The sequence below is a fragment of the Maribacter sp. Asnod2-G09 genome (assembly GCF_045063795.1).
GTDB lineage: Bacteria > Bacteroidota > Bacteroidia > Flavobacteriales > Flavobacteriaceae > Maribacter.
In genome coordinates this window covers 768893-795565 of the sequence record NZ_JBEFOA010000004.1, presented here as the reverse complement: position 1 = coordinate 795565, position 26673 = coordinate 768893, and the positions used below count along the sequence as shown (strand labels likewise).

23 protein-coding genes are annotated in these 26673 nt (G+C 34.8%); 8 read left to right on the top strand and 15 right to left on the bottom strand.

What is annotated here, in order from left to right; genetic code table 11:
- The first annotated feature begins 38 nt into the window (after positions 1-38).
- On the top strand, positions 39-278 hold the full coding sequence (locus ACJJVT_RS10445; protein ID WP_405398490.1) for a hypothetical protein: 240 nt from the start codon (positions 39-41) through the stop codon (positions 276-278).
- Here ACJJVT_RS10445 and ACJJVT_RS10440 read toward each other — a convergent pair.
- Positions 275-1012 carry an arylesterase gene (locus tag ACJJVT_RS10440; RefSeq protein WP_405398488.1) on the bottom strand — a complete coding sequence of 246 codons (738 nt, stop codon included), beginning with the start codon at positions 1010-1012 and terminating at the stop codon, positions 275-277. The genes ACJJVT_RS10445 and ACJJVT_RS10440 overlap by 4 nt on opposite strands.
- Positions 1013-1074: 62 nt before the next feature.
- On the opposite strand from ACJJVT_RS10440, the gene ACJJVT_RS10435 reads away from it, so the two are divergent.
- Genes ACJJVT_RS10435 through ACJJVT_RS10425 form a run of 3 tightly spaced genes read left to right on the top strand, consistent with a single transcriptional unit; the run spans position 1075 to position 6032 of the window.
- Positions 1075-1764 carry an ABC transporter ATP-binding protein gene (locus ACJJVT_RS10435; protein ID WP_405398486.1) on the top strand — a complete coding sequence of 230 codons (690 nt, stop codon included), beginning with the start codon at positions 1075-1077 and terminating at the stop codon, positions 1762-1764.
- Between the two features lie 47 nt (positions 1765-1811).
- Entirely contained in the window at positions 1812-4313 is a 2502-nt protein-coding gene (locus ACJJVT_RS10430; protein ID WP_405398960.1) for an ABC transporter permease, read from the top strand.
- Between the two features lie 60 nt (positions 4314-4373).
- Positions 4374-6032 (top strand): amidohydrolase, encoded by a 1659-nt coding sequence (locus ACJJVT_RS10425; protein ID WP_405398484.1) that lies wholly within the window; start codon positions 4374-4376, stop codon positions 6030-6032.
- 57 nt (positions 6033-6089) lie between these two features.
- Here ACJJVT_RS10425 and ACJJVT_RS10420 read toward each other — a convergent pair whose 3' ends face one another.
- Positions 6090-6611: a hypothetical protein gene (locus tag ACJJVT_RS10420; protein ID WP_405398482.1), complete on the bottom strand. Its 522-nt coding sequence runs from the start codon at positions 6609-6611 to the stop codon at positions 6090-6092.
- Positions 6612-6899: 288 nt separating this feature from the next.
- On the opposite strand from ACJJVT_RS10420, the gene ACJJVT_RS10415 reads away from it, so the two are divergent.
- The 3 genes from ACJJVT_RS10415 (at position 6900) to ACJJVT_RS10405 (ending at position 8951) form a co-directional block, all read left to right on the top strand.
- Positions 6900-8255: a DEAD/DEAH box helicase gene (locus ACJJVT_RS10415; protein ID WP_405398480.1), complete on the top strand. Its 1356-nt coding sequence runs from the start codon at positions 6900-6902 to the stop codon at positions 8253-8255.
- Positions 8256-8519: 264 nt separating this feature from the next.
- On the top strand, positions 8520-8777 hold the full coding sequence (locus ACJJVT_RS10410) for a hypothetical protein (RefSeq protein WP_405398478.1): 258 nt from the start codon (positions 8520-8522) through the stop codon (positions 8775-8777).
- Between the two features lie 51 nt (positions 8778-8828).
- The gene (locus tag ACJJVT_RS10405; RefSeq protein ID WP_405398476.1) at positions 8829-8951 is read left to right on the top strand and encodes a hypothetical protein; all 123 of its coding nucleotides are present in this window, start codon (positions 8829-8831) and stop codon (positions 8949-8951) included.
- Here ACJJVT_RS10405 and ACJJVT_RS10400 read toward each other — a convergent pair.
- The 13 genes from ACJJVT_RS10400 to ACJJVT_RS10340 all read right to left on the bottom strand — a co-directional run bounded on the left by ACJJVT_RS10400 (position 8948) and on the right by ACJJVT_RS10340 (position 24987).
- Positions 8948-10540, bottom strand: coding sequence for an amidohydrolase family protein (locus ACJJVT_RS10400; protein ID WP_405398474.1), 1593 nt, complete (start codon positions 10538-10540; stop codon positions 8948-8950). The two genes, ACJJVT_RS10405 and ACJJVT_RS10400, sit on opposite strands and share 4 nt — an antisense overlap.
- Before the next feature lie 34 nt (positions 10541-10574).
- Complete coding sequence (locus ACJJVT_RS10395; protein ID WP_405398472.1) at positions 10575-13094, bottom strand: M14 metallopeptidase family protein; 2520 nt, start codon at positions 13092-13094, stop codon at positions 10575-10577.
- 113 nt (positions 13095-13207) lie between these two features.
- Entirely contained in the window at positions 13208-14428 is a 1221-nt protein-coding gene (locus ACJJVT_RS10390) for a sensor histidine kinase (RefSeq protein WP_405398470.1), read from the bottom strand.
- 314 nt (positions 14429-14742) lie between these two features.
- Positions 14743-18102 carry a preprotein translocase subunit SecA gene (gene secA, locus ACJJVT_RS10385; protein ID WP_405398468.1) on the bottom strand — a complete coding sequence of 1120 codons (3360 nt, stop codon included), beginning with the start codon at positions 18100-18102 and terminating at the stop codon, positions 14743-14745.
- A 216-nt stretch (positions 18103-18318) separates the two neighbouring features.
- Positions 18319-18543, bottom strand: coding sequence for a DUF2795 domain-containing protein (locus tag ACJJVT_RS10380; RefSeq protein ID WP_027064442.1), 225 nt, complete (start codon positions 18541-18543; stop codon positions 18319-18321).
- A 134-nt stretch (positions 18544-18677) separates the two neighbouring features.
- Positions 18678-19253: a cob(I)yrinic acid a,c-diamide adenosyltransferase gene (locus tag ACJJVT_RS10375; protein ID WP_405398466.1), complete on the bottom strand. Its 576-nt coding sequence runs from the start codon at positions 19251-19253 to the stop codon at positions 18678-18680.
- Positions 19254-19332: 79 nt separating this feature from the next.
- Positions 19333-19479, bottom strand: a complete 147-nt coding sequence (locus ACJJVT_RS10370; RefSeq protein WP_166638546.1) for a hypothetical protein — start codon at positions 19477-19479, stop codon at positions 19333-19335.
- A gap of 31 nt (positions 19480-19510) precedes the next feature.
- Positions 19511-20005 carry a hypothetical protein gene (locus ACJJVT_RS10365; RefSeq protein ID WP_405398464.1) on the bottom strand — a complete coding sequence of 165 codons (495 nt, stop codon included), beginning with the start codon at positions 20003-20005 and terminating at the stop codon, positions 19511-19513.
- A gap of 166 nt (positions 20006-20171) precedes the next feature.
- Complete coding sequence (locus tag ACJJVT_RS10360) at positions 20172-20432, bottom strand: hypothetical protein (RefSeq protein ID WP_405398462.1); 261 nt, start codon at positions 20430-20432, stop codon at positions 20172-20174.
- A gap of 422 nt (positions 20433-20854) precedes the next feature.
- Complete coding sequence (locus ACJJVT_RS10355) at positions 20855-21115, bottom strand: hypothetical protein (RefSeq protein ID WP_405398460.1); 261 nt, start codon at positions 21113-21115, stop codon at positions 20855-20857.
- A 386-nt stretch (positions 21116-21501) separates the two neighbouring features.
- Positions 21502-21762 (bottom strand): hypothetical protein, encoded by a 261-nt coding sequence (locus tag ACJJVT_RS10350; protein ID WP_405398458.1) that lies wholly within the window; start codon positions 21760-21762, stop codon positions 21502-21504.
- Between the two features lie 155 nt (positions 21763-21917).
- Positions 21918-23789, bottom strand: coding sequence for an ABC-F family ATP-binding cassette domain-containing protein (locus ACJJVT_RS10345; protein ID WP_405398456.1), 1872 nt, complete (start codon positions 23787-23789; stop codon positions 21918-21920).
- Between the two features lie 16 nt (positions 23790-23805).
- Complete coding sequence (locus tag ACJJVT_RS10340) at positions 23806-24987, bottom strand: DUF4105 domain-containing protein (RefSeq protein ID WP_405398454.1); 1182 nt, start codon at positions 24985-24987, stop codon at positions 23806-23808.
- A 274-nt stretch (positions 24988-25261) separates the two neighbouring features.
- On the opposite strand from ACJJVT_RS10340, the gene ACJJVT_RS10335 reads away from it, so the two are divergent.
- Entirely contained in the window at positions 25262-26656 is a 1395-nt protein-coding gene (locus ACJJVT_RS10335) for a serine hydrolase (RefSeq protein ID WP_405398452.1), read from the top strand.
- The last annotated feature ends 17 nt before the right edge of the window (positions 26657-26673 follow it).

Genomic DNA, 26673 nt, shown 5'->3' with positions numbered 1-26673 from the left:
TAGATGGTTATCTATAAACCAAATTTACCTACTTTATTATGCGTACAATTATTTTTTTACTCCTTGTTATCTGTTTGGGAACCCAGTCCCAAGCACAATCGAAGTCACCAGACACCAAAGTACAGACTATTGTTATGCCCATGGCAGATGTAACAATAAAATCTGACGTAAACGCTCAGGGTTTTCAAACAGCTGCAAGGTTTTACAAAATCAAAAATGCAAGAGTTAAACAAGCCTTACTTTTTAAAACAAGAGTACGAACAGTATCTCTTGCCTAGTTTAATTCTTCTACAAGTTCCTCGGTTACCTCCGTTCCCCCTTTAGGTAACACGACAGTTTTTAAAATTTCCCAAACATTTTCGGTTACTATTCGCTGCCCTTCTGCAGTTGGGTGAATGCCATCTTCTAAATTCAATTTCGGAATACCGGCAACACCTTCCAGTAAAAACGGAATCAACATTATATTATTCGATTCTGCCAAGGCAGGATACATCATTTTAAATTGAGAAGCATAATCTGCACCCATATTTGGTGGTATTTGCATACCTGCCAATATTATTTGTGTTTCAGGGTTTATATCTTTGACCATTTCGATCATCGATTGCAAATTATTCATAGACTCTGTAATGGGTATTCCTCGCAATCCGTCATTGGCGCCCAATTCCAAAACAAAAATATCTACCGGCTGATTTAGTACCCAATCCAATCGGTTTAATCCGCCAGAGGTAGTTTCACCGCTCAATCCGGAATTTATCACCGTATAATCCAAGCCTAAAGAATCTAATCGTTGTTGAATTCTATTTGGGAATCCTTCCTTTGTATCTAAGCCATAGGCAGCGGTAAGGCTGTTTCCGTAGAACAAAATCACTTTGTCATCCGCAGAAATAGCTTCCTTTTCAACACTACTTACAGCTTCTTTTTGGGTGTCAGATGGTTTCTTTTCTGGAGTTTCTCCACATCCAACGAACAACAACACCACTAAAAAATAACGAAACTTTAATACTTTCAACATAGTCTTAACTTATTAGATTCAAAATCATTTGTTTATTTTGTTGTCTTGTACCAAAATGATTTATGACAAAGATATTAAACGTACGTAATCTAAAGAAAACGTATTCAAGCGGATCTAAGAATTTGACAGTTATTGATGATATTACTTTTTCTATTGAAGAAGGCGACACTTTTGCTATTGTTGGTCCGTCAGGTAGTGGAAAAACCACATTATTAGGACTCTGTGCCGGATTAGATGAAATCAACGAAGGCGTAATAGAACTTTGTGGGGAAGATTTGAGTGCCTTGAACGAAGATCAACGTGCGCTTTTAAGAAATGAAAAAGTGGGATTTATTTTTCAAGACTTTCAATTACTGCCCACATTAACGGCTTTAGAGAATGTTAGTGTACCCCTGGAATTACAAGGTGCAGCAAATGCTTCTAAAGATGCGATGGAGTTGTTGGCTAAAGTTGGTTTGGGTGATCGTCATGATCATTACCCATCTCAATTATCTGGTGGTGAACAGCAGCGGGTTGCTTTGGCACGAGCGTTTTCAAACAAACCTTCTATTCTTTTTGCAGATGAGCCAACAGGTAATTTGGATGAGGAAACTGGTGAAAAGGTCATCAAACTTTTATTCGACCTTAATAAAGAAATGGGTACTACATTGGTCATTGTTACTCATGATTTAGAGCTGGCAAACTTGAACAAACATGTATTACGACTTAAAGGTGGTAAAATAGTAATCAACGAAACCACTTCTATATCTTGAATCTAACACAGAGAACATCAAAAGCATCATTTAATTGGTTGTTGAAAATGGCTTGGCGCGATGGTAAGGCAAGTGGTAAACGCTTGTTACTTTTCATGGCTTCCATTATTTTAGGTATCGCAGCAGTGGTGTCTATTCAATCTTTTAGCGATAATCTTAAAGATAATATCGGGTTGCAATCAAAAGCACTCATGGGTGCCGATTTTCTTATAGATAGCAATCAGCCTGCAAATGAAAGGGTAACAGAATTAATGGATTCTTTGGGCGGATATGATGCCCGTGAGGTCAATTTTGCCTCAATGGCGGCATTCCCAAAAAGTCTAGCTACAAAACTGGTACAGGTACGCGCTATTGAAGGGGACTTTCCTTTTTACGGGGAGTTAGAAACTGAACCTGCCTCAGCTGCAAAAGAATATTTAGAAAAAGGCGGAGCGTTGGTCGATGCCACCGCAATGCTTCAATATAATTTAAAACCAGGCGATAGTGTAAAATTGGGTACAACCACATTTGCTATTGTTGGGTCTTTAATCACGGCACCTGGTAGTACTGGTATTGGTGCGACAGCTGCACCACCTATTATTGTTCCATTTCGTTTTATGGAAGAAAGCGGACTCTTGCAACGTGGTAGCCGTTTGGGCTACAATTACTATTTCAATAATGATAAGGCAGATTTAGAAGCACTTAGTAAAAATGTAGATCCATTATTAGATGCCGAAAATGCAGATATGGATACCCATACCGATACTAGCGAGCGATTAGGTCGTAGATATGACAATGTAGGTAGATTTCTAAATCTAGTTGCATTTATTGCACTTCTTTTGGGGTGCGTTGGAATTGCTAGCTCTGTTCATATTTATATAAAAGAGAAATTAAAAGCGGTTGCAGTGCTAAAATGTTTAGGTGCTACACGTAAACAAACCTTTTTAATATACCTGATTCAAATTGCAGGTATGGGATTGTTGGGCGGACTCATTGGTACGGTAATAGGATTGTTGTTACAACAGACTTTTCCGCTTATACTTCAAGAGTTTTTACCTTTTGAAGTTGAGATATCAACATCATTTCAAGCCATATTTGTCGGCTTATTATTAGGTGTATGCATGTCGGTTTTATTTGCCTTATCACCATTAGTAAATACATGGTTTGTTTCACCTTTACAGGTATTACGTGTGCAAGAAGATACAAGTAAAAAGGCTAGACCTTATCAAATTTGGGTAGTGGTTGCCATTGTACTGTTTGTATTGTTATTCGCTTTTTGGTTATTGGGCAGATGGGAGTTCGCATTAAGTTTCGTAGCAGGAATTTTGGTGACATTTTCCATTTTAGCGGGAGTGTCAATTTTATTTATGCGATTGATAAAAGGCTACTTCCCCAAGTCATGGAGTTTTGCTGCCAGACAAAGTTTGTTGAATTTATTCCGACCAAATAATCAGACTGTAGTATTGGTTTTAGCTATTGGGATTGGTACGTTTTTAATCAGTACATTATATTTTACAAAAGATTTTCTTCTTGCAAAAACCTCGTTCGAAGCGAGTGCTGAGAGTCCGAATTTGATATTATTCGATGTACAGACAGATCAACGCGATGAAGTAGCAAATACCATTACTCCGAAAGGATTACCTGTCATAGATAACATACCGATTGTTACTATGCGTTTAGAGCGTATAAAAGATCGAGATGTTAATGATATTCGATTAGATACTACCACACGAATGAACAAATGGATTCTTAACCACGAGTTTAGAACCACTTATAGAGATTCAATGATAGGTTCTGAAAAGTTGCTGGAAGGGGATTGGATACCTTCTGTTGATCCTAATGCCAAAGTAATACCTATTTCATTGTCAGATAATGTGGCCAATGATGCTTTAGTCATTATCGGTGACACCTTGGTGTTCAATGTTCAAGGGAAACTTATGACTACGGTAGTGGGTAATATTCGCCAAGTAGATTGGGCACGTATGCAACTCAATTTCTCTATTGTATTCCCTAAAGGAGTATTGGAAAATGCACCTCAGTTTCATGTGATAACCACCAATGCACCAGATAAAAAGTCTTCAGCTGATCTGCAGCGAGAGTTGGTAAAGAAATTCCCCAATGTTTCCATAATCGATTTAAGACAGGTAGTAACCTTGGTTGAAGATATTTTAGATAAGATTTCATGGGTCATATCTTTTATGGCTTTCTTTAGTATTCTAACAGGTATTATTGTGTTGATAGGATCTGTTCGTAACAGTAAATACCAACGAATTCGTGAAAGTGTTTTACTAAGAACACTTGGTGCTCAGAGTAAACAAATATTAAAAATTAATGCTTTAGAGTATTTATTTCTTGGTATTTTGGGCAGCGGAGTAGGAGTGTTACTTTCTTTAGTGAGTAGTTTTTTACTGGCTTATTTCATTTTCGACACACCATTTGTGCCTTCATGGGTACCATTTTTAATTGTTTTACCTGGTATTACGTTATTAGTTCTTGCCATCGGTTTAATGAATAGTAGAGGGGTCTTGAATAGTCCGCCGTTGCAGGTGTTGCGAAAAGAGGGTAATTAAGAAGGTATTTTTCAATGGAAATGCTAACAATTACATTTTTACTTTTCTACCTTTAATAGCATGAAAAAGCAACTATTCTTTTTATTCGTGACTACATTATTGGTTTGCTCTTGTAGTATTGATAGTGTAAAAGCAGATTTGATAATTACTAATGCCAATATTTGGACAGGTAATACTAAATCTTCAAAAGCCGAGGCTATGGCTATAAAGGCAGATACTATTTTGGCTATTGGCTCTTTAGATGATATTCAAAAGTATAAAGGATCAAGTACTAAGATTAAAGATGTAGGAGGAAAATTCATCAGCCCAGGCTTTATAGATACTCATGTGCATTTATTAATGGGTGGTAATAGCCTTTTAAGTGTACAATTAAGAGATGCTAGCACAAAGCAGGAATTTATTGATAGAATATCTGAGTTTGCTAAAAAAATAAAATCTGGTCAGTGGATTGTTGAAGGAAATTGGGATCACACCCTTTGGGGAGGAGAGTTACCTAATAAAGACTGGATAGATGAATTTACAGGTGATAATCCTGTTGCGATTTATAGAATGGACGGACATATGATTTTAGCCAATTCAGCAGCACTCAAAATTGCGGGTATAGATGAAAATAGTCCCGATGTAGAAAACGGAGAAATTGTTAAAAATCCTGATGATACTCCAAGCGGTATTCTTAAAAGTGAAGCAATGTATTTAGTTTTAAATAAAATACCTAAGCTTACCGATTCGGAAAAAGAAGAAGCCCTAAGTGCAGCCCAAGATTATTTAGCTTCTCAGGGCGTAACCACCGTACATGATGTAGATAGTTTAGGTGGTTACGAGATTTTAGATAAGATGAATTCTAATAAACAACTGAAGGTGAGAGTGTATGCTGCCGATCCGTTGAAGTATTGGAAAACAGTTGCAAAGGATACAAAAAATTCAAAATGGTTGAAAAATGGACTCATGAAGGGTTTTGTAGACGGGTCTTTAGGCTCGCACACGGCAGCTTTTGATGAACCCTATTCAGATAAGCAAGATGATAAGGGTCTGTTTATTGTCGATGTAGATAGTTTAGGTAGCTGGATTTCTAATGCCGATAAAAAGCAATTTCAAATTACCGTTCATGCTATTGGTGATCGAGCAAACAGTACTATTCTAAATATATATGATAGTGTAGTTAAAAATAATGGTAAAAATGACCGACGATTAAGAATAGAACATGCGCAACATTTGAATGTAGAAGATATCAATAGATTTTCTAAACTAGATGTTATTACCAGCATGCAGCCATATCATGCTATTGATGATGGTAGATGGGCAGAAGAGCTTATCGGACATCAGCGAATTAAAACTACCTATGCTTTTAAGTCTCTATTAGATGCAAATACAACTTTAGTGTTTAGTAGTGATTGGCCCGTGGCACCTGCTTCTCCATTATATGGTATATACGCAGCGGTTACTAGAAGAACCTTAGATGATAACAATCCTGATGGTTGGGTTCCTGAGCAGAAAATTAATGTGGAACAAGCATTAGCTGCATATACAAAAGATGCTGCTTACAGCTCTTTTGATGAAGACATAAAAGGAACATTAGAACCAGGCAAGTTGGCTGATTTTGTTATTCTTAATGAAAATATTTTTCAAATTGATGCTAAAACTATTAAAGATGTAAAAGTTTTGGAGACTTATGTTGGTGGTAAAAAGATGTACAATAATGATTTAGATACTAATAGGTGATATATAAAATATACTGATAAGAAAAGAACAAAAGCTGATTGATTTAACACCTAATGTCTATTCGCCTTGAGTAGGTTTACCCATATAAATATAATGTATATGATTTGTATTGGGATCAAGAAATCGATACAGCTGTGTTCGTATTGTTGGTAGTTGAAAGTCTTCTTCGTTATATACTTCTAATAAAAGTGATGCATAATTTGAACGCGAAAAACCTCCGTTTTTTGTAGTAATTTCAGATACCCGTTGATTAAATAGAATACTTTTTGCTTGAACTTTATTTCTATAATTTATTAAAGGTACTGACTTCATAATATTTATGAGTTCGTAATTATAGCGCTGAGAATTTAGTGTTAGCGAATCTCCTAAAGCAAAATCACTAACTACTTCATAAGTGCTATCCTTGCTTATTTTGGTTAAGACTTTGACATAATTTTCATAGCTATTATCTGAAATTACTTTTTTAATAATAAGTTCTTGTTCAAAATCATCTAATACTTTTAGTAGTGCTGTGTGGTATTCTGGGTATTGTTTGGCAATGGCGTTATTAATTGCTTCATCATATGTCTTATTAGTCATTTGGGCAGAAATTTCATTCAGAAATAAAAGGAATATCGATACGAATAGGATTGTATTTGATTTCATTAGATAAGAGTAATATGTTCTATTTGAAATATAATAATTTATGTTGTATTCAATTAATAGTTTCAAAGTAAACTATTTCAATATGTCCACTTAAATGGAAATGCCCTTTATCCTTTTATAATTAAAAGCCATTTTTGACTTAATTATCGATAAATCTCTCACTTTACGTGATTTGTCAACTAATCGACATAGCTTTGCGCTTTAATTACAAAAGTGATTGTTATGGCGTTGTTTACCGATTTAAAGATTTCTAGAAACTTAGAGAAAGTTCTGGCTGATTTAAGTTTCGAAAATACAACCCCAATTCAAGAGAAAGCTTTCCCTATTGTAATGAGTGGTAGCGATGTTGTTGGTATTGCTCAAACAGGTACCGGTAAAACATTTGCTTATCTGCTTCCTATTTTAAATACCCTTAAGTTTTCTAAAGAAATTCATCCGAAGGTAATTATTCTTGTGCCTACTCGTGAGTTGGTGGTACAAGTTGTAGAAGAGGCTGAGAAACTGGCTAAATATTCCGGAATTCGTGTTCTGGGTGTATTTGGTGGTAAAAGTATGTTGCGCCAAAAAGAGGCTCTAGCATTAGGTACAGATGTTTTAGTAGCAACACCAGCTAGATTGTATGATTTAATTCTTACTAAAGCGGTTCAATTAAAACAAGTGAAGAAACTTGTAATTGATGAGGTTGATGTAATGCTAGATTTAGGTTTTAGATTTCAGCTGGTAAATATTTTTGAACTTTTACCACAGAAGAGACAGAATATTATGTTTTCGGCTACGATGACCGATGATATTGAATTGTTCATTACCGATTTCTTTACGGGCGTTCAGAAAATTGCGATTGCCGTTAGTGGAACTCCACTAGAAAATATTACCCAATACGGGTATGCTACACCTAACTTTTATACGAAAGTAAATCTGTTGGTCAATTTATTACAAAACGAAGAAACGTACCACAAGGTGTTAGTATTTGTTTCAAGTAAGCGAAGTGCCGATTTACTCTTTAAAGAGTTAGCAGAATTTTTCAGTGAAGAAATATGTATTATTCACTCGAACAAAACACAGAACTATAGACTACGTTCTATTAATCAATTCGACGAGGGTAAGAACCGTATTTTGGTAACTACAGATGTTATGGCTCGCGGATTGGATTTACAAGAGATATCTCACGTTATAAACTTTGACACGCCTAAATTTCCTGAAAACTATATGCACCGAATCGGTAGAACGGGTAGGGCAGAGAAAGAAGGGACTTCTATTCTTTTATTTACAGAGAAAGAAGAAGAGGCTAAAGATGCCATTGAAGATTTAATGTCGCATAAAGTCAATTTATTGCCGCTGCCTAATGATGTTCAAATTGCAACGCAACTTACTTTCGACGAGCAACCTAAACACAAAGAGCATGAGAATCCTTTAAATATTAATGAAGAGGAACGTGGAGCTAGTTTTCACGAAAAGTCTGACAAGAATAAAAAGGAAAATCAAGGTGGTTCGTATAAGCGTATCATTAAAAAGAAATACACAAAATCGAAAACACGCGGCGATAAGAACTACGGTAAACGCGGAAGACACAAAAAGTAAGCTTCACTTTTATTCATTCTATTTCCTACATATAGTTAGTCTTTTGGACCCCAATTTCAGAGGTATTGTAAATTTTACATATTTAAAATACCGATGAAATACACACCAAGTCGGTGTGGTGTTTTTTGGTCAAAAACCGTTCGTCGACACTTATTGTCGATTCGTCTCAGATTTTTACACTAGCCGAAAATTATAGCAGTTCGGCGAGGTCAAGATGCTTAATCGTAGACCTCAAAGTACTTTTACATTGTTCAACATTACGATATGAAAGCACTTGTAACCTTACTAATAATAATTTTCGCTGGCGCATTAGCAATAGCACAAACTCCCCAAACAGATGATAAAATTAACACTACTGAAGTGGGTGTTGTTTTGGTTGATAGCTCTGACAATACTGGCGACGAAAAAAAGATTCAAATTACTGATGAAACGTCAGTAGCACGTTTGTACCGATACGCAAATGCAAGAGTTAACAAAGAATTAGCGTTCGCTACCAAAAAGTCATACGGTAAGTTGGCATAATCTTTGCCCTATATAAAAAGGTGCAATGAAGCACCTTATAAATTTTTAATTATGATGTTACTTTTAATTATAATACCAGCACTTATTGTTATTGCAACTATTGCATTCACTTCATCTAAGAACGAGAAAAAAGTACGTCCAATTAAAGTGCCGGTAAACAAACGTAAGTTTTAATTCTTTATACCAGGCTGCTTTATAGTATAGTTACTTTTAGCTTTAGCCTCATCTACTTGTCTTTTGACATCTGCCAATAATGCTTTAGAGTCATAAACGATTCCGTCTTTAACGGTATATTTTACACCACCAACACGAACCACCTCATTATCATCGGTCAGTTTTATAGCTCCCGTACCATACAGTACTTTGAAATTTTGAAGCGGATTTTCCTCTACAATAACAAAGTCTGCCAATTTGCCTATGGTTACTGAACCTAGTTTGTCATCCATACCTAATGCTTCAGCTCCGTTTAAAGTTGCCGATTGTATAATTTCTAACGGATGAAATCCTGCTTCTCGCATAAGTTCAAATTCTCGTATATACGCAAAGCCGTATAGTTGGAATATGAATCCGGAATCTGATCCCGTGGTTACTCTTCCACCTCTATTTTTATATTCATTGATAAAGGTCATCCACAGCTTATAATTTTTTCTCCAGGCAACTTCTTGCTCTGTACCCCAGTCATGCCAGTAAGAACCGTGAGATACTTTACTGGGCTGATAGAATTCCCATAAAGAAGGTAATGTATAATCTTCATGCCATTCAGCTCTTCTAGCACGCTGTAAATCTCTACTAGCTTCATAAATATTGAAAGTAGGATCTAAGGTGAAATCCAGCGCTAATAATTCATTCATAACATTATTCCAATGCTCAGAATATGGTTCTGCTGCTTGTTCCCATAATTTTCCTGCATTTTCAAAGCGATCTTGCTCGTTTTGGTAGTTATAGTCCAACGGAAAATCTTGTACCGTTCTATCATCGAATAATGCTTCAGGTAAACCATACCAATGCTCCATAGAGGTTAATCCCGCTCTGGCGGAATGTAGCACATTCCAACGGGCAACACTCATTTGTGCATGGTGGCATGCAGATCCTAAACCCAACTTTTTGTTTTCATCTAATGCTGCCGCCATAATCGCCGGTTCGGCTCCGAAGAATTTAATTCCATCAGCTCCTTTTTTAGCATTGGCACGTACCCATTCTCTTGCTTGCTCGGGTGTAGAAATCGGAATATCGTTCAATGGATTAAATGATTTACTCGTTCGCCCGAAAGCAGTATATGAAATAATTCGCGGGGCGATGATTTCGTTTTTTTCGCTTTTATGTTTTAGATCCATCGCAATATCAATACCTCTTCCTGCAACTTCACGTACGGTTGTAACTCCGTGAGCCATCCAAAGTTTAAATACATAATCTGGGTCTGCACCTTGAGCATCACCGCCAATATGGGTATGCATATCTATAAAACCAGGCATTAAATACATGCCAGTACAATCTAATTCTTTACCACCTGCTTTTAATTGTGGTCTTTTAGCGTCATCGATAGCGACACCTGGGTAGCCAACAACTTTTACTTCTTTTATGATATTATTCTCTACTACAATGTCTATAGGACCTTGTGGTGGTGCGCCATTGCCGTTAATAAGCATAACGCCTCTAATGATCAATTGTGAATGTGGACCATCACCTTGTAATGATTGGGCGAATATGGGTGTTGTCATTAAAAAGACAAAAACCAATAGTAATAGTGCTTTTATTTTTATCATTTTACCGTATGAATTAATTATTAGTGAATTGATGTTAATCTTCAGAAGGTACTTTTATTTTGTCTCCAAGAAAAAGTGCATTTAAAAACAATCTATTAGTTCCATGCCATGATCCTCTAAAATTAGGATTGTCTGCAAAAAGAACTACACGACCACTGCCTAATTTACTAACAATTAGAGATGCTGCATTCAATATGTTTTCTTGCATATTCTTTTCGGTAATAAAGCCATCGATATGTGGCCTTTTAGAATATTTAGCAACTGTAGCATATGAGTTTTTACTAGGGGATAGCCAAACCGAGTTGTTTTTATAAACAGGGATGTTGTTATCCCTATACCCATAGGCTAATGGGTGAGTAATATCTAGGTCAACGTTTAAGATGACCCCGCCAAGACTTTCTTTACCAATATTTTCACGAGCATCTCCGTATGGTTTTCTAACGGCGAGTTCGGTAGAATCTTTTTCTGTTTTGATAAGTGTTTCTTTTACTAACTTTTTCTCAATGGCCCATTTACTAGCTGTACCTACAGTTATAAGGGTGTTACCTTTGCTAGTCCAATCTTTAATTTTGGACAATTGTTTCTCTGTAATATTATATTTTCCAGAAACCATAACCATGGTATTATACTTGTCTAAACTAATCTTGTTAAAATTGCGCATTGGTATTTTAGTAATAGGCATATGAACACGAGTATCTAGCAAATGCCAAACTTCTCCAGCTTCATAAGAGCTTACACCATCGCCTATCAACATTACGGCCTTAGTTTTTTTGATAGGCGAAATATTACCGCTTCCTAAATCGACACCTTCTAAACTAAGTCCAGAATCTACTGCATAAATAGGAACATCGAATTTTACTTGTGCTTCTTTAATGCTTTCGTACACTGCATCTGCATCTCCTTTTTGTAAGCTTACAGGAACTAAGACCGCTCCATAATTGAAATTTTTGGTTTCCTTTTTGGTTTTTATACTAAATAATTTTGCAGCTGAAGATGCTACAATACCTTTTTTCTGTAAATAGATAAGTGCGGCAGGTGCATTGTAATCATCCCAGTCCATTACATAGGCGTAGTTTGATTTTTGAACGGGACTTATAGAAATTAAATTATCTGTTTCGGTAATTTTATCGCCAAGGTTAAGTGCCTTTACCGACTTGTACTTCATATTATAAAAGTTTGCTACTGACCATGCAGAGGCATCATAATAGACACTATCTCTATACTTTTTATAGGTTTCAAACATAGTCTGTACCATTCTGTACTGCGGCTGTTTTGTAGGTACTGTAAATGAATCTCCAGAGCGATAAACATCTATTTTATGAAGCAATAACTTATCTATAAAAGCTTTTGTTCTGTTTTTGTCATGAACATCGCCAAAAGTATAGCCTTTAACTTTGCTTTTAGCAGCATTGGTTAGCGCACTCTTAAAGAATTTTTGCTGATACTTACGCATATATTCTTTGTTGTTCACTGCTGTTTTTACAGTGGTAATGCCAGAGACGTATTGGTTTCTGATTGTAAAAGCAAAAGTAATTTCGCCGAATGCGGTGGTTTGTCTATGACCCCTAGAACTGGCTTGCTCAAATAATAGCCCAAGACCACCTTGAAGATCTGGATATGAAGACCCATACCCTGGGTAGGTACCGTCAAATACTTCTTTGGTAAAGTAAAGTGATCCAATACTATCTAAACTTTTAGAAAATTCGTTACCAAAGAGTGTATTCAAATCCTCATAATTTTCTTTAGGCATTATAGGGTCAAACGATGCGTTAGTTTTCATTGGTTCGAAGAAATAGGTACTTTGCGTACCCATTTCATGAAAATCTGTAACAACATTTGGGTACCATTTATGGTACCAATTTAATTTACCTCTACTCTCTGGATTTATTGCTAATAACCAATCTCGGTTTAGGTCAAACCAATAATGATTTGTTCTTCCCATTGGCCAATACTCATTGTGTTCAACATCTTGTGGGTCTGCAACTTCAGGACTTCCTTGGTATGTGTTTGCCCATTGCGTATGTCTATCTCGACCATCGGGGTTAATTGTTGGGTCTATAAAGATGACAGCGTTTTTTAAATAATTTAAAATTTCAGGATTTTCTGAAGCGGCAAATGTATAGGCTGTAAGCAAAGCAGCTTCTGAACTAGAAGGTTCATTACCATGAACATTGTAAGCTAAATTGATGAAGATTGGAACGTCATTATAATTGGAAACTGATTTTGCAGGATCGGTAAAAGCTAAATGGTCTTCTTGCAGTTGATCTAGGTTGCTTAGATTCTCTGGATCGGTAAGGGTTAACATAACCAGTTTGCGTCCCTCATGCGTTCTGCCGTACTCTGCTATCGATGCTCTGTCCGAAACTTCGGCTAGCTTTTCCAAATAGGCCACAATAAGGTCATGTCTAGTATGGTGTTCACCTATACCGTAACCTAAATATGTCTCGGGAGTCGGTATCTCAGAATTGAAGGGTTGAAATTTTTGGTAGAAATAATCTTGTGCTGAAATGGTACTCCCATAAAGGACTGCCAATAGTAGTAATTTTTTGATCATTAAGCGAGGTTTGAATGTTAGTCGCTTAAATATAAGTATTACTATAAAGATTAGCTAGCATTAGTATGCTTGGCTTTTATTATTATGATAGTGATAATAATTGATTAATTAATTTATGCTGTTGGAGATAATTGTTGCTTTATTTCTTGAAACTGTATAATATAGTTAGTTCCTTTTTTAGCATCATCGCGTTGAATTGTTCCTCTTAATTGTCGTGTAAGATTGTGTATTAGTTTTAAACCTAAAGATTTTGTGGTTTTGTAATTAATGGTTTCTGGAAAGCCGATACCATTATCACCAATCTCTAGAATATAACAATTTTCTTGTTCAGGATCTTTTTGTAACTTGATACTAATAGCCCCTTCTTTATCACTTTCAATTCCATATTTTAAGGCATTGGTCAAAGTTTCATTAATCAAAAGACCTAATGGAATGGCGGTATCTATACCTAATTTAATATCAGGTATATCAATTATTAAATCTACGTTATTATCATTTCCTTTTATTGAACGAATTAAATATTCGCTTAATTCTTGCACGTAAGATTTGTATTCGATGTGGCTAATATCGTTACGCATATATAACATTTCATGTACCATAGCCATGGCGATTACTCTATTTTGAGTACTCTTTAAAAGACCTTTCATTGGTCCTGTTTCAATATTTCTAGATTGTAGGCTTAATAAACTTGAAACGGTCTGTAAATTGTTCTTTACTCTATGGTGTACTTCTTTTAATAGGTTTTCTTTCTCGTGTACTTGATTTGACAGTTCCTTTTTTGAACTGTACATCGCATTATAGGTTTTTAGAAGGGTTTTGCCTAAGGTGTTTCCTAAAATAAAAACAGCAAATAATATGGATACAAGGCTAAATACTGAATTTGATTCTTCTGGAACTAAATTTTCTGTAATACGTAACTCAGGTATGGACTGTGTGAATACTAAAAGGATCAGTACCGTTATGATATTAAAATATACGCGACCGTACCTTGTACTATTTATGAATCCGCCAAATGCAATTAACGGAATCATGAATATAAATGGACTGTTAATTCCGCCACTATAAACGGTGACAAATACAGCTGTAATTAAACCAATAATTGATGAAAAATTAAAAGTGGGAACTATGTTTTTATGAACTTTGAAATATAAAAGATTTATAATATTTAAAACTGCGAAGCCTACAAGTAAAAAAGGTATTACTTGGATTATGTTCAATATGAAATAGCATAAAGCTCCAAAAAGGATGGAGATAATGCTAGTGGTATAATTTACCCTTAAGAAAAGTTTGGTTTTATCCTGAAGACGTTCTTTGTCAATGGTAAATCCGGGCATAGATATTATTTAGGTACTATAAAATATACGAATTACGTAATGTAAATCTAATTATGTTTTTATCATTATACTAGTATTTTCTGCTTTAGTATGATAAAAGCCATTATTATTTTTCTGAATTACATATTTTTTTTGCCTAAATAATGGTTAAAAATATTAAATCAATTGTTAATTAGGCAATTCAGTAAATAATCTTGAAAAAAGGATTCAATTAGTAATAGTTTCTATAAGGTTTATTTATAGCTGGTTAGCATAAGAAAACAAAAAAGGCACCCGATAGGATGCCTTTTTAAAACTTATAATTTCTATATAATTTAATCTTGAGTCAACACCCACGAACCATTTTGTAAAAGTGGCTCGGCTTGTTTGAACTTAACCGTTTTACTCTCGCCGCTCATTACATTTTTAATGGTAACGCGCTCGTTTCGACCAATTTTTGGTTGTTCTCTAGTAATGGTTTCTGTCACTGCAGGGCGTTCAGCTTGATTTTGACTAACCGCTCTACTACGTGCCGCTAACTCGTCGCTATTAGGAATTTCTTCTTTCGTCGTTTGTAAATTCTCTTTACGTTGAACGTTTCTTTCTTCTTGAATAGCATTAGGGTTTTCAGAAGGTAATTCACCTTTAAATAAGAAAGAGACAACATCTTTATTTACTTGTTCGATCATCGATTTGAAAAGTTCAAATGCTTCGAACTTATAAATTAATAAAGGATCTTTTTGCTCGTGAACCGCTAATTGTACCGATTGCTTCAACTCATCCATTTTACGGAGATGTGTTTTCCACGAATCATCTATAATAGCCAATGAGATATTTTTCTCAAAGTCAGTAACCAATTGCTTACCGTTACTGTCATATGCTTCTTGAAGGTTAGTTACTACATTCAAGCTTTTTATACCGTCTGTAAAAGGAACTACGATACGCTCAAAGTTATTGGCGTTATCTTCATGTACCTTTTTGATTACTGGGAAAGCTGCTGCAGCATTACGCTCCATCTTGTCATTATAATACTCGTATGCAGCTTTGTAGATTTTGCCGGTAATTTCTTGAGCTGTCATTTTACCAAATTCAGCCTCATCTACAGGTGATGTGATAGAGAAGTATTTGATCAATTCAAATTCTAAATTCTTAAAATCACTTGCAGCTTTATTGCTTTCCACGATTACCTCACAGGTATCATAAACCATATTGGCAATATCTAGCTTTAAACGCTCACCTTGTAATGCATGACGTCTTCTTTTGTATACAACTTCACGTTGTGCGTTCATTACATCATCATACTCTAAAAGACGCTTACGTACACCGAAGTTGTTTTCTTCAACTTTCTTTTGGGCACGTTCAATAGATTTGGTCATCATGCTATGCTGAATAACTTCACCATCTTCTAAGCCCATTTTATCCATCATCTTAGCAACTCTGTCAGAACCGAATAAACGCATTAGGTTATCTTCTAGAGAAACGTAGAATTGAGAGCTTCCTGGATCTCCTTGACGTCCAGAACGACCTCTTAACTGTCTATCTACACGACGAGAATCATGTCTTTCTGTACCTATAATTGCTAATCCGCCTGCTTTCTTAACAGCATCAGACAACTTAATGTCGGTACCACGACCAGCCATGTTGGTTGCAATAGTTACAATACCTGCATTACCAGCTTCAGCAACTACATCTGCCTCTTTCTTGTGAAGTTTCGCGTTCAGTACATTATGTGGCACTTTACGAACACTCAATAATTTAGATAGTAATTCTGATATTTCTACAGAAGTTGTACCGATCAATACAGGTCTGCCTGATTGACTAATTTTGGTTACTTCCTCAATAATTGCATTATATTTTTCTCTTTTCGTTTTGTAGATAAGATCATTTTTATCTTCTCTAGCGATAGGTCTGTTGGTTGGAATTTCCATTACATCTAACTTGTAGATTTCCCAGAATTCGCCAGCTTCTGTAACAGCAGTACCTGTCATACCCGCAAGTTTGCTGTACATTCTAAAGTAGTTCTGTAAAGTAACCGTTGCAAAAGTTTGAGTTAATGCTTCGATCTTTACATTCTCTTTTGCTTCAATTGCTTGGTGTAAACCGTCAGAGTATCTACGACCGTCCATAATACGACCGGTCTGCTCATCTACAATCATTACTTTATTCTCCATTACCACATATTCCGTATCCTTTTCGAATAGGGTATAAGCCTTTAATAATTGGCTCATGGTATGTATACGTTCGCTTTTTATCGTGAAATCTTTAAAAAGCTCTTCTTTAAGTTCAGCTTCTTTTTCAATTTCAAGATTTTGATTTTCAATTTTGGCAATTTCTCCACCGATATCTGGCATCACGAAGAAATCTTTATCCTGCTCACCCGAAATATAATTAACCCCTTTATCGGTCAATTCTATTTGGTTGTTCTTTTCATCGATTACAAACAATAAATCTTCATCAACAACTGGCATTTCCCTGTTGTTGTCTTGCATGTAATAATTCTCTGTTTTTTGAAGTAGTTGTTTTACACCTTCTTCACTTAAGAATTTAATTAATGCTTTATTTTTTGGTAGACCACGATATACACGTAATAAAAGAAATCCACCTTCTTTCGTGTCACCTTCTGCAATTAATTTTTTAGCTTCTGCTAGAACACCCGTTAAATGCTGACGTTGCTTTCTTACAATTTCGTCAACCTTTGGTTTTAGTTCATTAAACTCATGACGATCACCTTCTGGAACAGGACCAGATATAATTAATGGTGTACGAGCGTCATCGACCAAAACTGAATCGACCTCATCGACCATGGCATAATTATGTGGGCGTTGTACCAAATCTTTTGGCGTATGCGCCATATTATCCCTTAGGTAATCAAAACCGAATTCATTATTGGTACCATAAGTAATATCGGCATTGTAGGCTGCTCTTCTACCATCAGAATTTGGTCTGTGATAATCGATACAATCTACAGAAAGTCCGTGAAATTGAAATATAGGTGCCATCCAAGCACTATCTCTTTTTGCTAAATAATCATTAACGGTTACTAAATGCGCACCGTTGCCACTTAAGGCATTTAAATATAAAGGTAGGGTTGCAACAAGAGTTTTACCTTCACCAGTTTGCATCTCTGCAATTTTACCTTGGTGCATGGCAATACCACCAATTAGTTGTACATCATAATGTACCATATCCCAAGTAACTTCTTTACCTGCGGCATCCCAAGAATTTTTCCAAATTGCATTGGTGCCTTCAAGAGTGACATATTCTTTCGAACCTGACAACGTTCTGTCATATTCAGAGGCTGTCACTTCTAAAGTCTCATTATTTGCAAAACGCTTGGCAGTTTCCTTCACAACAGCAAAAGCTTCAGGAAGTATTTTATTTAAAGTCTCTTCAGAAATGGTATAAGATTCTTCTTTTAATCTATCTATTTCTGTGTAAAGATCTTCATTTTTGTCAATGTCGGTAGAGTTTTTAACCTCTTCTTCTAAAGCACTTATTTGATCTGTTTTCTCTTTAATAGATTCTTGAATAGCCTTCTTGAAATCTATTGTTTTCTGCCTAAGTTCGTCGTGACTTAGGGATTCTAACTTCGATTCGAATGACTTTATTTGGTCAACTAAAGGCTGTAATTCCTTTACGTCTTTTTGTGACTTATCACCAACGAATGCCTTTAGGATGGAATTAATGAAACTCATATATTTTAAACTATTAGAATTGAAGCTTTTCTGACTATTATTCTAGCAAGAATAGCTTTCAAAATATTTTATATTCGACAATTATAATCGATGCTGTTTAAGAGCAAAAGGTATTCCAGTCTTGATAATTGGACAGTTTAACCTAATAACCTGCCAAAATTACATAAAAAAAAAGCCTCCGAAGAGACTTTTTAGTAGTTATTATGATATCGAATATTAATATTCGTCCTCGTTCCAGAGGTAGTCTTCTTCCGTTGGATAGTCAGGCCAGATCTCTTCGATAGATTCATATATTTCGCCACCTTCTTCTTCCATAGATTGTAAATTTTCTACGACTTCAAGAGGGGCTCCAGTTCTGATGGAGTAATCTATTAACTCATCTTTACTTGCCGGCCAAGGTGCATCACTTAAATAAGATGCTAATTCTAATGTCCAATACATAGTAATTGTTTAATTTTAATTTTTTGCAAAAGTAATTTTTAAATTGAGACAGCAAAGAAATTAATAATAAATTTCATATTTATCTCGTACTTTTTTTGCATTTGTTTATTGATAACGAATAAATTACAGAATTATTAGTCCTTTTTTTTAGGAATCCATTTTATTTCATCCGCCTGTAAATCATGAGATAATTTTCGTGCCAATACAAAAAGATAATCTGAAAGCCTATTGATAAAAGATAGCACATTTTTATCAAATGGCTCGGTTTGAAATAATAAAGTTGAAATTCGTTCAGCTCTTCTGCAAACCGTACGGGCAATATGACAGTATGACACTGTTGTATGACCACCCGGAAGAATAAAATGAGTCATAGGTGGTAATTGACTATCCATTTCATCTATAACCTGCTCTAAAAAATTGATTTCAGTAGTACCTACCTTCGTAATTTTTAATCGCTCTTGACCGTTTTTGAGTATTTCTTTTTCTGGATCCGTAGCTAAAATAGCGCCTACAGCAAATAAATGTTCTTGAATTGCTGTAAGTTGTTGTTGGTAAATTGGTGAGATGTCTTGATCTCTAATCAGACCTAGCCAAGAATTTAATTCATCGACCGTACCATAACTGTCAATACGAATATGATGTTTAGGTACACGGGTGCCTCCAAAAAGTCCGGTAGTGCCGTCATCTCCTGTTTTGGTATATATTTTCATTTTATAAATTGTAGAAAGTAGGGGTGTAGATTATTTGATAATAGATAGTGAGAATTATTGTGGTAAAAAATTTGAAAGGTTAATTCTCCTTCTTGTCCTTACGTTCGTAATCGCCCATGAATTTTCTTGATTTTCGCTCGCTAGATTTACCTTTACTGGTAATACGTATAGCTAAGTAAATAGCGAAAACGACACCTAGGGTAATATAAATTGTATTACTGCTCATTAAAAATTTGCTTTAGTCTAAAATTACTGGTTTATATCCGTATTTTAAAATCTTCCTTTACTTGTTCTTTTCTAAAAAATAGGGCTCCGCAATAAAACATATCTATAGAAACACGAACGTGCTTTAATTCTTTAAGAAGTTTCCATGTTTTAAAGTTTTCACTACTGGTGTGTATGCCATCTAAAAGTAACATACAATCATTTGACAAAGTGTTGATATCTATATAAGTGTCGCTAAAGTCAGATATGCTACAAACGATAATATCGGCACTATGCTCTGTGATTGAAATGCTTGCGTAGTGTTGTTTTATAATTTCTTCGGATGCTTTATAATCTCCTATTAAATAGATGGAATCATATTTAAAATAGGCAATACTCTTAATAAGCACCTTTAGAGTTGCCGGAAGCTTTAATTCTTTTTTCTGATAAAGGCACTTGGTAATATAATCATACACGAAAGGGGAATGAATTCCGTGCTGATTGTTTGAAGTAAGAATAAATTTAATATGAGATATAAAACGAAACACTAGTTACTTTTTCAAATTTTGGCAAAAGTAAAGATTGTCATTGAACTTGAGTTTGATTTTTGAATTTGAGTTTGTATTTGATTCTTGAACTTGAACTTAAAATGTAGGTACTGGTAAGAAGTGGAGTAAGAGTAAGATTGGGGCGAAAAGGGTCTTTAAAACAGTATTAAGAAAGTTTAGCGCTATTCAATTTTGTAGAAAATTTTAAAGCCTTAATTACTCTGTTGTTTTTGTTCTTGTACAATCTAGCAACTTCGATTGTGTTTTCAGTTTCGATTGTTGGAACAACGATATCATTACTTTCAATTGTTTGAACCATCTCTACTTGTGCAGTTTCGATCTCTAAAGAAACATTCTCGTTGTTAGCTTGCGCTTGTACCAAGAAAGTAGAGAAGAAAAGAGCGGTTAAAAGAATAATTGATTTCATAATATTTGTTTTACACTGCTAAAGTACAGGCAAGCCCAAACATATTTTGCCGTTTGTAGTTCGGCGTCATTTAACTATAGACGAATGGTAAATAGGCTTCGGTTATTAAATTCATAGAAGGTGAAAAATGAAGCAGATATAACATGTGATAGCAAGCTCAGTAACCTTAAGTATTGATGTTGCCTACTTCTGAATTATACCGAAACTAACTATTACAGAAATATATTGATATACAGTTGAATGGTTATGTTGACCTGAGAATGAATTCGATTTAGTATTAAATTTTGAACCTGCATTTGATTCTTGAACTTGAACTTGAACTTGAACTTGAGTTTGATTTTTGAACTTGAACTTAAAATGTAGGTTTTGGTAAGAAATGGGGTAGGTAAAAGATTGGGGCGAAAAGAGTATTTATAATTGTATTAAGAAAGTTTAGCGCTATTTAATTTTGTAGAGAATTTTAAAGCCTTGATTACTCTGTTATTTTTGTTCTTGTACAATCTAGCAACTTCGATTGTGTTTTTAGTTTCGATTGTTGGAACAACGATATCATTACTTTCAATTGTTTGAACCATCTCTACTTGTATAGTTTCGATCTCTAAAGAAACATTCTGGTTGTTAGCTTGCGCTTGTACTAAGAAAGTAGAGAAGAAAAGAGCGGTTAAAAGAATAATTGATTTCATAATATTTGTTTTACACTGCTAAAGTACAGGGATGAACAAACATATTTTGCCGCTCGTCGTTGGGCGTCATTTAACTATAGACGAATGGTAAATAGACTTCGGTTATTAAATTCATAGAAGGTGAAATAGGAGACGGATCTAGAACTTAATAGGGTACTCAATTACCGTAGGTATTGGTGTTGATAGCTATGTTTTTGTTATAAGCTAACTATTGATAGCATGTATACTATAAGGTTGAATGGTTATTAGAATATGATTTTTAATTTTGAGTTTGTATTTGATTCTTGAACTTGAACTTGCTTTTTGAGTTTGTATTTAAAAGTAGGTAATGGTAAGAAATGGGGTAGGTATAAGATTTGGGACGAAAAGGATATTTGAAAATAGAATTAAGAAAGTTTAGCGCTATTTAATTTTGTTGTGAATTTTAAAGCCTTGATTACTCTGTTGTTTTTGTTCTTGTACAATCTAGCAACTTCGATTGTGTTTTTAGTTTCGATTGTTGGAACAACGATATCATTACTTTCAATTGTTTGAACCATCTCTACTTGTATAGTTTCGATCTCTAGAGAAACATTCTCGTTGTTAGCTTGCGCTTGTACCAAGAAAGTAGAGAAGAAAAGAGCGGTTAAAAGAATAATTGATTTCATAATATTTGTTTTACACTGCTAAAGTACAGGGATGAACAAACCTATTTCGCCGCTCGTAGTCGGGCAGCATTTAACTATAGACGAATGGTAAAAATCATTCGTCTACAGTTAATGTAGTTGTAAAATGTATTCGGAAATTAACGTGTTAATGGGGTCTAGCCTTCCATTAATGCTGAAAGCTCAAACCAACGTTCAGTCTTGCTTTCAATAGTATCGGTTACTTCTTTAAGTTCTATACCTAGGTCTTTAATATCATCACCACTTAATGAGTCATCGGTAAACTTCTCTTGTAGCGTAACCTTCTTCTTTTCTAATTTTTGAATTTCGCGCTCCAATTTTTTAAACTCCTGTTGGTCTGCGTAAGATATTTTCGGAGAAGCATCTGGTTCTTTCCAACTAGTTTTAGGGGCACTTTGAACTTCTTTCTGTTCGCGTTTCTCTAATACTTGACTGTCTTCGTATGCTCTGTAATCTGAATAGTTACCTGGAAAATCTTCTACAACCGCATCACCTCTAAATACAAATAGGTGATCTACAATCTTATCCATAAAGTAACGGTCGTGAGATACTACCATTAGACATCCTTGAAAATCCATTAAAAAGCTTTCCAATACATTTAGTGTTACAATATCTAAATCGTTGGTAGGCTCATCTAATATTAAGAAATTCGGATTCTGAATTAATATGGTACATAAGTATAGTCGCTTTCGCTCACCACCACTTAGTTTATCAACGAAATCGTATTGCTTTTTTCTGTCGAATAGAAAACGTTCTAATAATTGCTGTGCAGAAATCTGTCTGCCTTTCATTAGCGGAATATAATCACCGAACTCACGAATAACATCAATTACTTTCTGACCTTCTTTTATTTCAATTCCTTTTTGGGTGTAATAACCGAACTTGATCGTTTCACCTACAATTACTTTACCGCTATCTGGTTGGTCGCGACCACTTAATATATTTAAGAAGGTAGATTTGCCGGTACCGTTTTTACCAATGATACCAATTCGCTCTCCTTTTTGAAAAACATATTCAAATTTGTCTAGAATAGGTTTGTTAGGAAAGGACTTAGAAATCTTATGAAGTTCAAGAATTTTACTTCCTACGCGTTCCATATTTAACTCTAGCTGAACTTGGTGGTCTTTTCTACGCTGACTTGCCTTGTCTTTAATGACGGCAAAGTCATCTATTCTCGATTTAGATTTCGTTGTACGGGCTTTTGGTTGCCTACGCATCCAATCTAACTCTTTTTTAAATAGTAATTCTGTCTTATGCTGCTCTGTAGCTTCTTGCTCTATACGGGCCTCCTTCTTTTCTAAGTAGTAGGAGTAGTTTCCTTTATATGGATAAAGCTTTCCGTTTTCTAACTCAATAATTTCATTGCATACACGCTCTAAAAAGTAACGGTCGTGCGTTACCATAAATAAGGTCATGTTTTCTTTAGCAAAAAACTCTTCCAGCCATTCGATCATTTCTAAATCTAAATGGTTGGTCGGTTCATCTAAAACTAAAAGGTCTGGTTTGTTAATTAGGGCATTGGCAAGTGCCAAACGTTTCTTTTGTCCACCAGAGAGTTTACCTACTTTGGCATCTAAGTCATCTAGTTTTAGCTTCGAAAGAATCTGTTTGTATTGTGTTTCAAAATCCCAAGCTTCAAAACGATCCATCGCATCAAAGGCTTTTTGGTAGGCATCTGCATCTTCGGGGTTAAGTAATGCCTTTTCGTAATTGGCCAATACAGTCAATACTTCATTGTCTGAAGCGAAAATAGTTTCTTCTACAGTTAAGTTCGGATCCATTACCGGTTCTTGAGCCAAAAAGGAAACACGTGTAGATTTACGATAGTTGACCTGACCAGAATCGGGAGTGTCGGCTCCTGACAATATATTAAGTATAGAAGTTTTTCCTGTACCGTTTTTAGCGATTAAAGCAATTTTTTGGTCTTTATTGATACCAAAAGATAGGTTTTCAAAAAGAACATTTTCGCCATAGGATTTCGAAATATTTTCAACGGTAAGTAGATTCATGTAAAGTAACTTGATTTTATTTTTTCGTTAGATGCTTACTTTTAAAATAATAGATCAGATATAAATAACGAATAGCTAATGCTAGTAATACGATGATTAATAATATGGAAAACACTTGAATTTTAAATATCCACAGTATACAAGTGATCCCTAATAATATGGTTAAAAATATGATGTAAGTGATCATCCATGCCGGAATCTGCTTTTTAATCATCATAAATGCTATAACTATATTCGGGGCAAATGCCCACAGCGAATTAAAGTTTGCTTTGGTAGCCAAATGATCTGTACCAAACCACAGAAAAAGAATTAGAGCTCCTGCTAACCCCGTAACTGCGAACAGTCCGAAGTCTAACCATTTATTTCTTCGCAGGTTTTTATAATCGGTATAGGTAATGTAGCAAACTAGAACTAGCAGAATACTAAGCCAAAATAAAGGAGTTAGAAATATTAAAGAGCGATATTCTTGTTCTGGAATATCTAAAATAACAGATTGTTTTTTGACTATCGGCTTACCGTCTAGTGTGGTATGTTTCATTTGTTCATACACATAAATTGGTAAGAACAAATGCTCGTAAGGCGTTGCTTCCCTGTCAATTACGGAACCTAGCGCAAGGTCAATACCGAAATTGGACCATGAATTCGGATTCAACTTCAACCGAATCAACTCTCTAAATGTGAGTTGATTTTCTAAATAATCGTAATCAAAATTAAATGTGCTCCCTAAAGTTTTTTCAAATACCAGGGGTATTCTCGTAGCACAATTATCAAATAAGAAATCGTACTTGTATTTCTTGTTTTCTGGCAGTAGGTTGTGCTCTAGAAAAGTGACAATCTGGTTGCGTTGTTCTAAGTCTACATCTAAAACTTGCTCTCTGATCCAGCGTTTTTCTTGTTGGTATGAGTAATCGAAATACTTAAAAGGAATTCTAGAAATGGTGTATGATAACTTACCTCTAGTGAAATTTAAATAGAAATTAGGATCCTCAAAATCATACGTACCGTAACCGTAAACTTCGTCGATGCCTAAAGTTGGATCTTGCAGTCTAATAGCACTATGTCCGAATTTGGCTGCTAAATCTTCACCAGTACCTACGGTTAATAAACTAATTTTTGATAATGGAGATAGTTGTGCATTTTGAGAATGTCCCCAAAATGCAGTAAATAGTAGAATTAAAAATGTGATTTTTCTGAACATACTTTTACTAGCGCATAGCAGCTGCAAAGATGCGAATAATAACAGACTTCACAGATATTGCTTTTTTATAATTTTATGGAGATTAACTATTACAGGGTTTTATGGTTTGGAGTGTAACAAATAGCTATAAAAAGCATCTTTTAGTTAATTCATCAATCAATCAATCAATCATTTTATTATGCAGAAGCTGTCTTTTCTCTCCTTTTTTGTTTTGTTTGTATTTTTTACTTTTCAAACACAAGGTCAAAATAATCATAAAAGCCAAATAGATTCTTTGCTAGAGGTCTGTTACCAACGTGGTATTTTCAATGGTAACGCATTAGTTATATCGGATGGGGAAATAATTTATAGAGTAACAAAAGGTTTTTCTGATGGAAGCAAAACCAAACTGCTTAGTGAAAAATCAATTTTCGATATTGGCTCAATTTCTAAGGAGTTCAACGCAGTCGCCATTATGATGCTTAAGGAAAAAGGATTAATACATCTTGATGACAAAATTTCGAAATTCGAATTAGGATATTCAGATTGGTCTAATAAAGTTACCATCAAAAATCTTTTACAATATAGTAGTGGCTTGCCCGTCATTGATTGGGAAAATATACATGGTGATGATGATATAAATGCAAATTTAAAAAGCCTAAGTACATTAGCATTTGAGCCAGGTTCAGGATATCTGTATAGCAATAATAATATATTTATTCAACGACGAATAGTAGAAAAGATAACGGGTAAAACTTTCAATGAGTTTTTACAGCAGGATATTTTAGATCCATTAGGTATGGATAGTTCGGTAATTGATCACCAATATCATAACTCAGACTTTGCTAGAGGTTTTAATAGCGATAGCGTCAATGATGACGATTTGGAACTTAAAATGTCTGGCTGGGTTTGCCCGACAATCGAAGATCTTGCCTCCTGGACGTCCCAATTAATGTCTTATAAAATTATTTCTAAGGAATCTTTACATTCACTTTTTAAAGCCTATTCAGATGAAAGTCAGTCTGCGTTAGGTACTGGTAAATTTTTAGACAACGATTTAATTAATTATGAACACCATGGTTCATCTTTAAGTTATGAATCTATTGTTCATTTTAATCTTCAAGATAGAACTTCTATATTTTTGATGACAAATAGCAAGAGTTTAAAAATTGGTGAAATAAGTGATGCTATAATTCATATTTTAAAAGATGAAGATTTTCAAATTCCCCAAAAATCTGTGTATTTAACTATTCGTGAAAAGACGTATAATGATGTCGAAGAAGGAATTGCTTTTTATAGAAAGTTGAAAGATTCTAGTTTTGATACTTATAATTTCTTAGATAAATGGGAGCTGGCACGCTTATCATATAAATTATTCGAAAAAGATCAAAATGATGAGGCTATAAAAATACTAGAATTATTAATCTCAGAATTACCTAGTGAATCTGAAGAAGTGCTTGGTTTTTTAGGGTCAAGAATTTTAAACGAAAATCAATTAGAGAAGGCTATTTTAGTATATAAGTTAATGGTTTCTGAATACCCTACTGGTAAATCTTATAGTGGTTTAGGTGATGCTTATTTTAAAAATATGCAAATTGAACAGGCTTTAAATAATTATAGAAAAGCGTTAGAATTGGAACCTGATAATAAAAAGTCAAACGAAATGATTTTGAAGTTTGAAAAAATGTGATTTCTTGGTTAAAAACT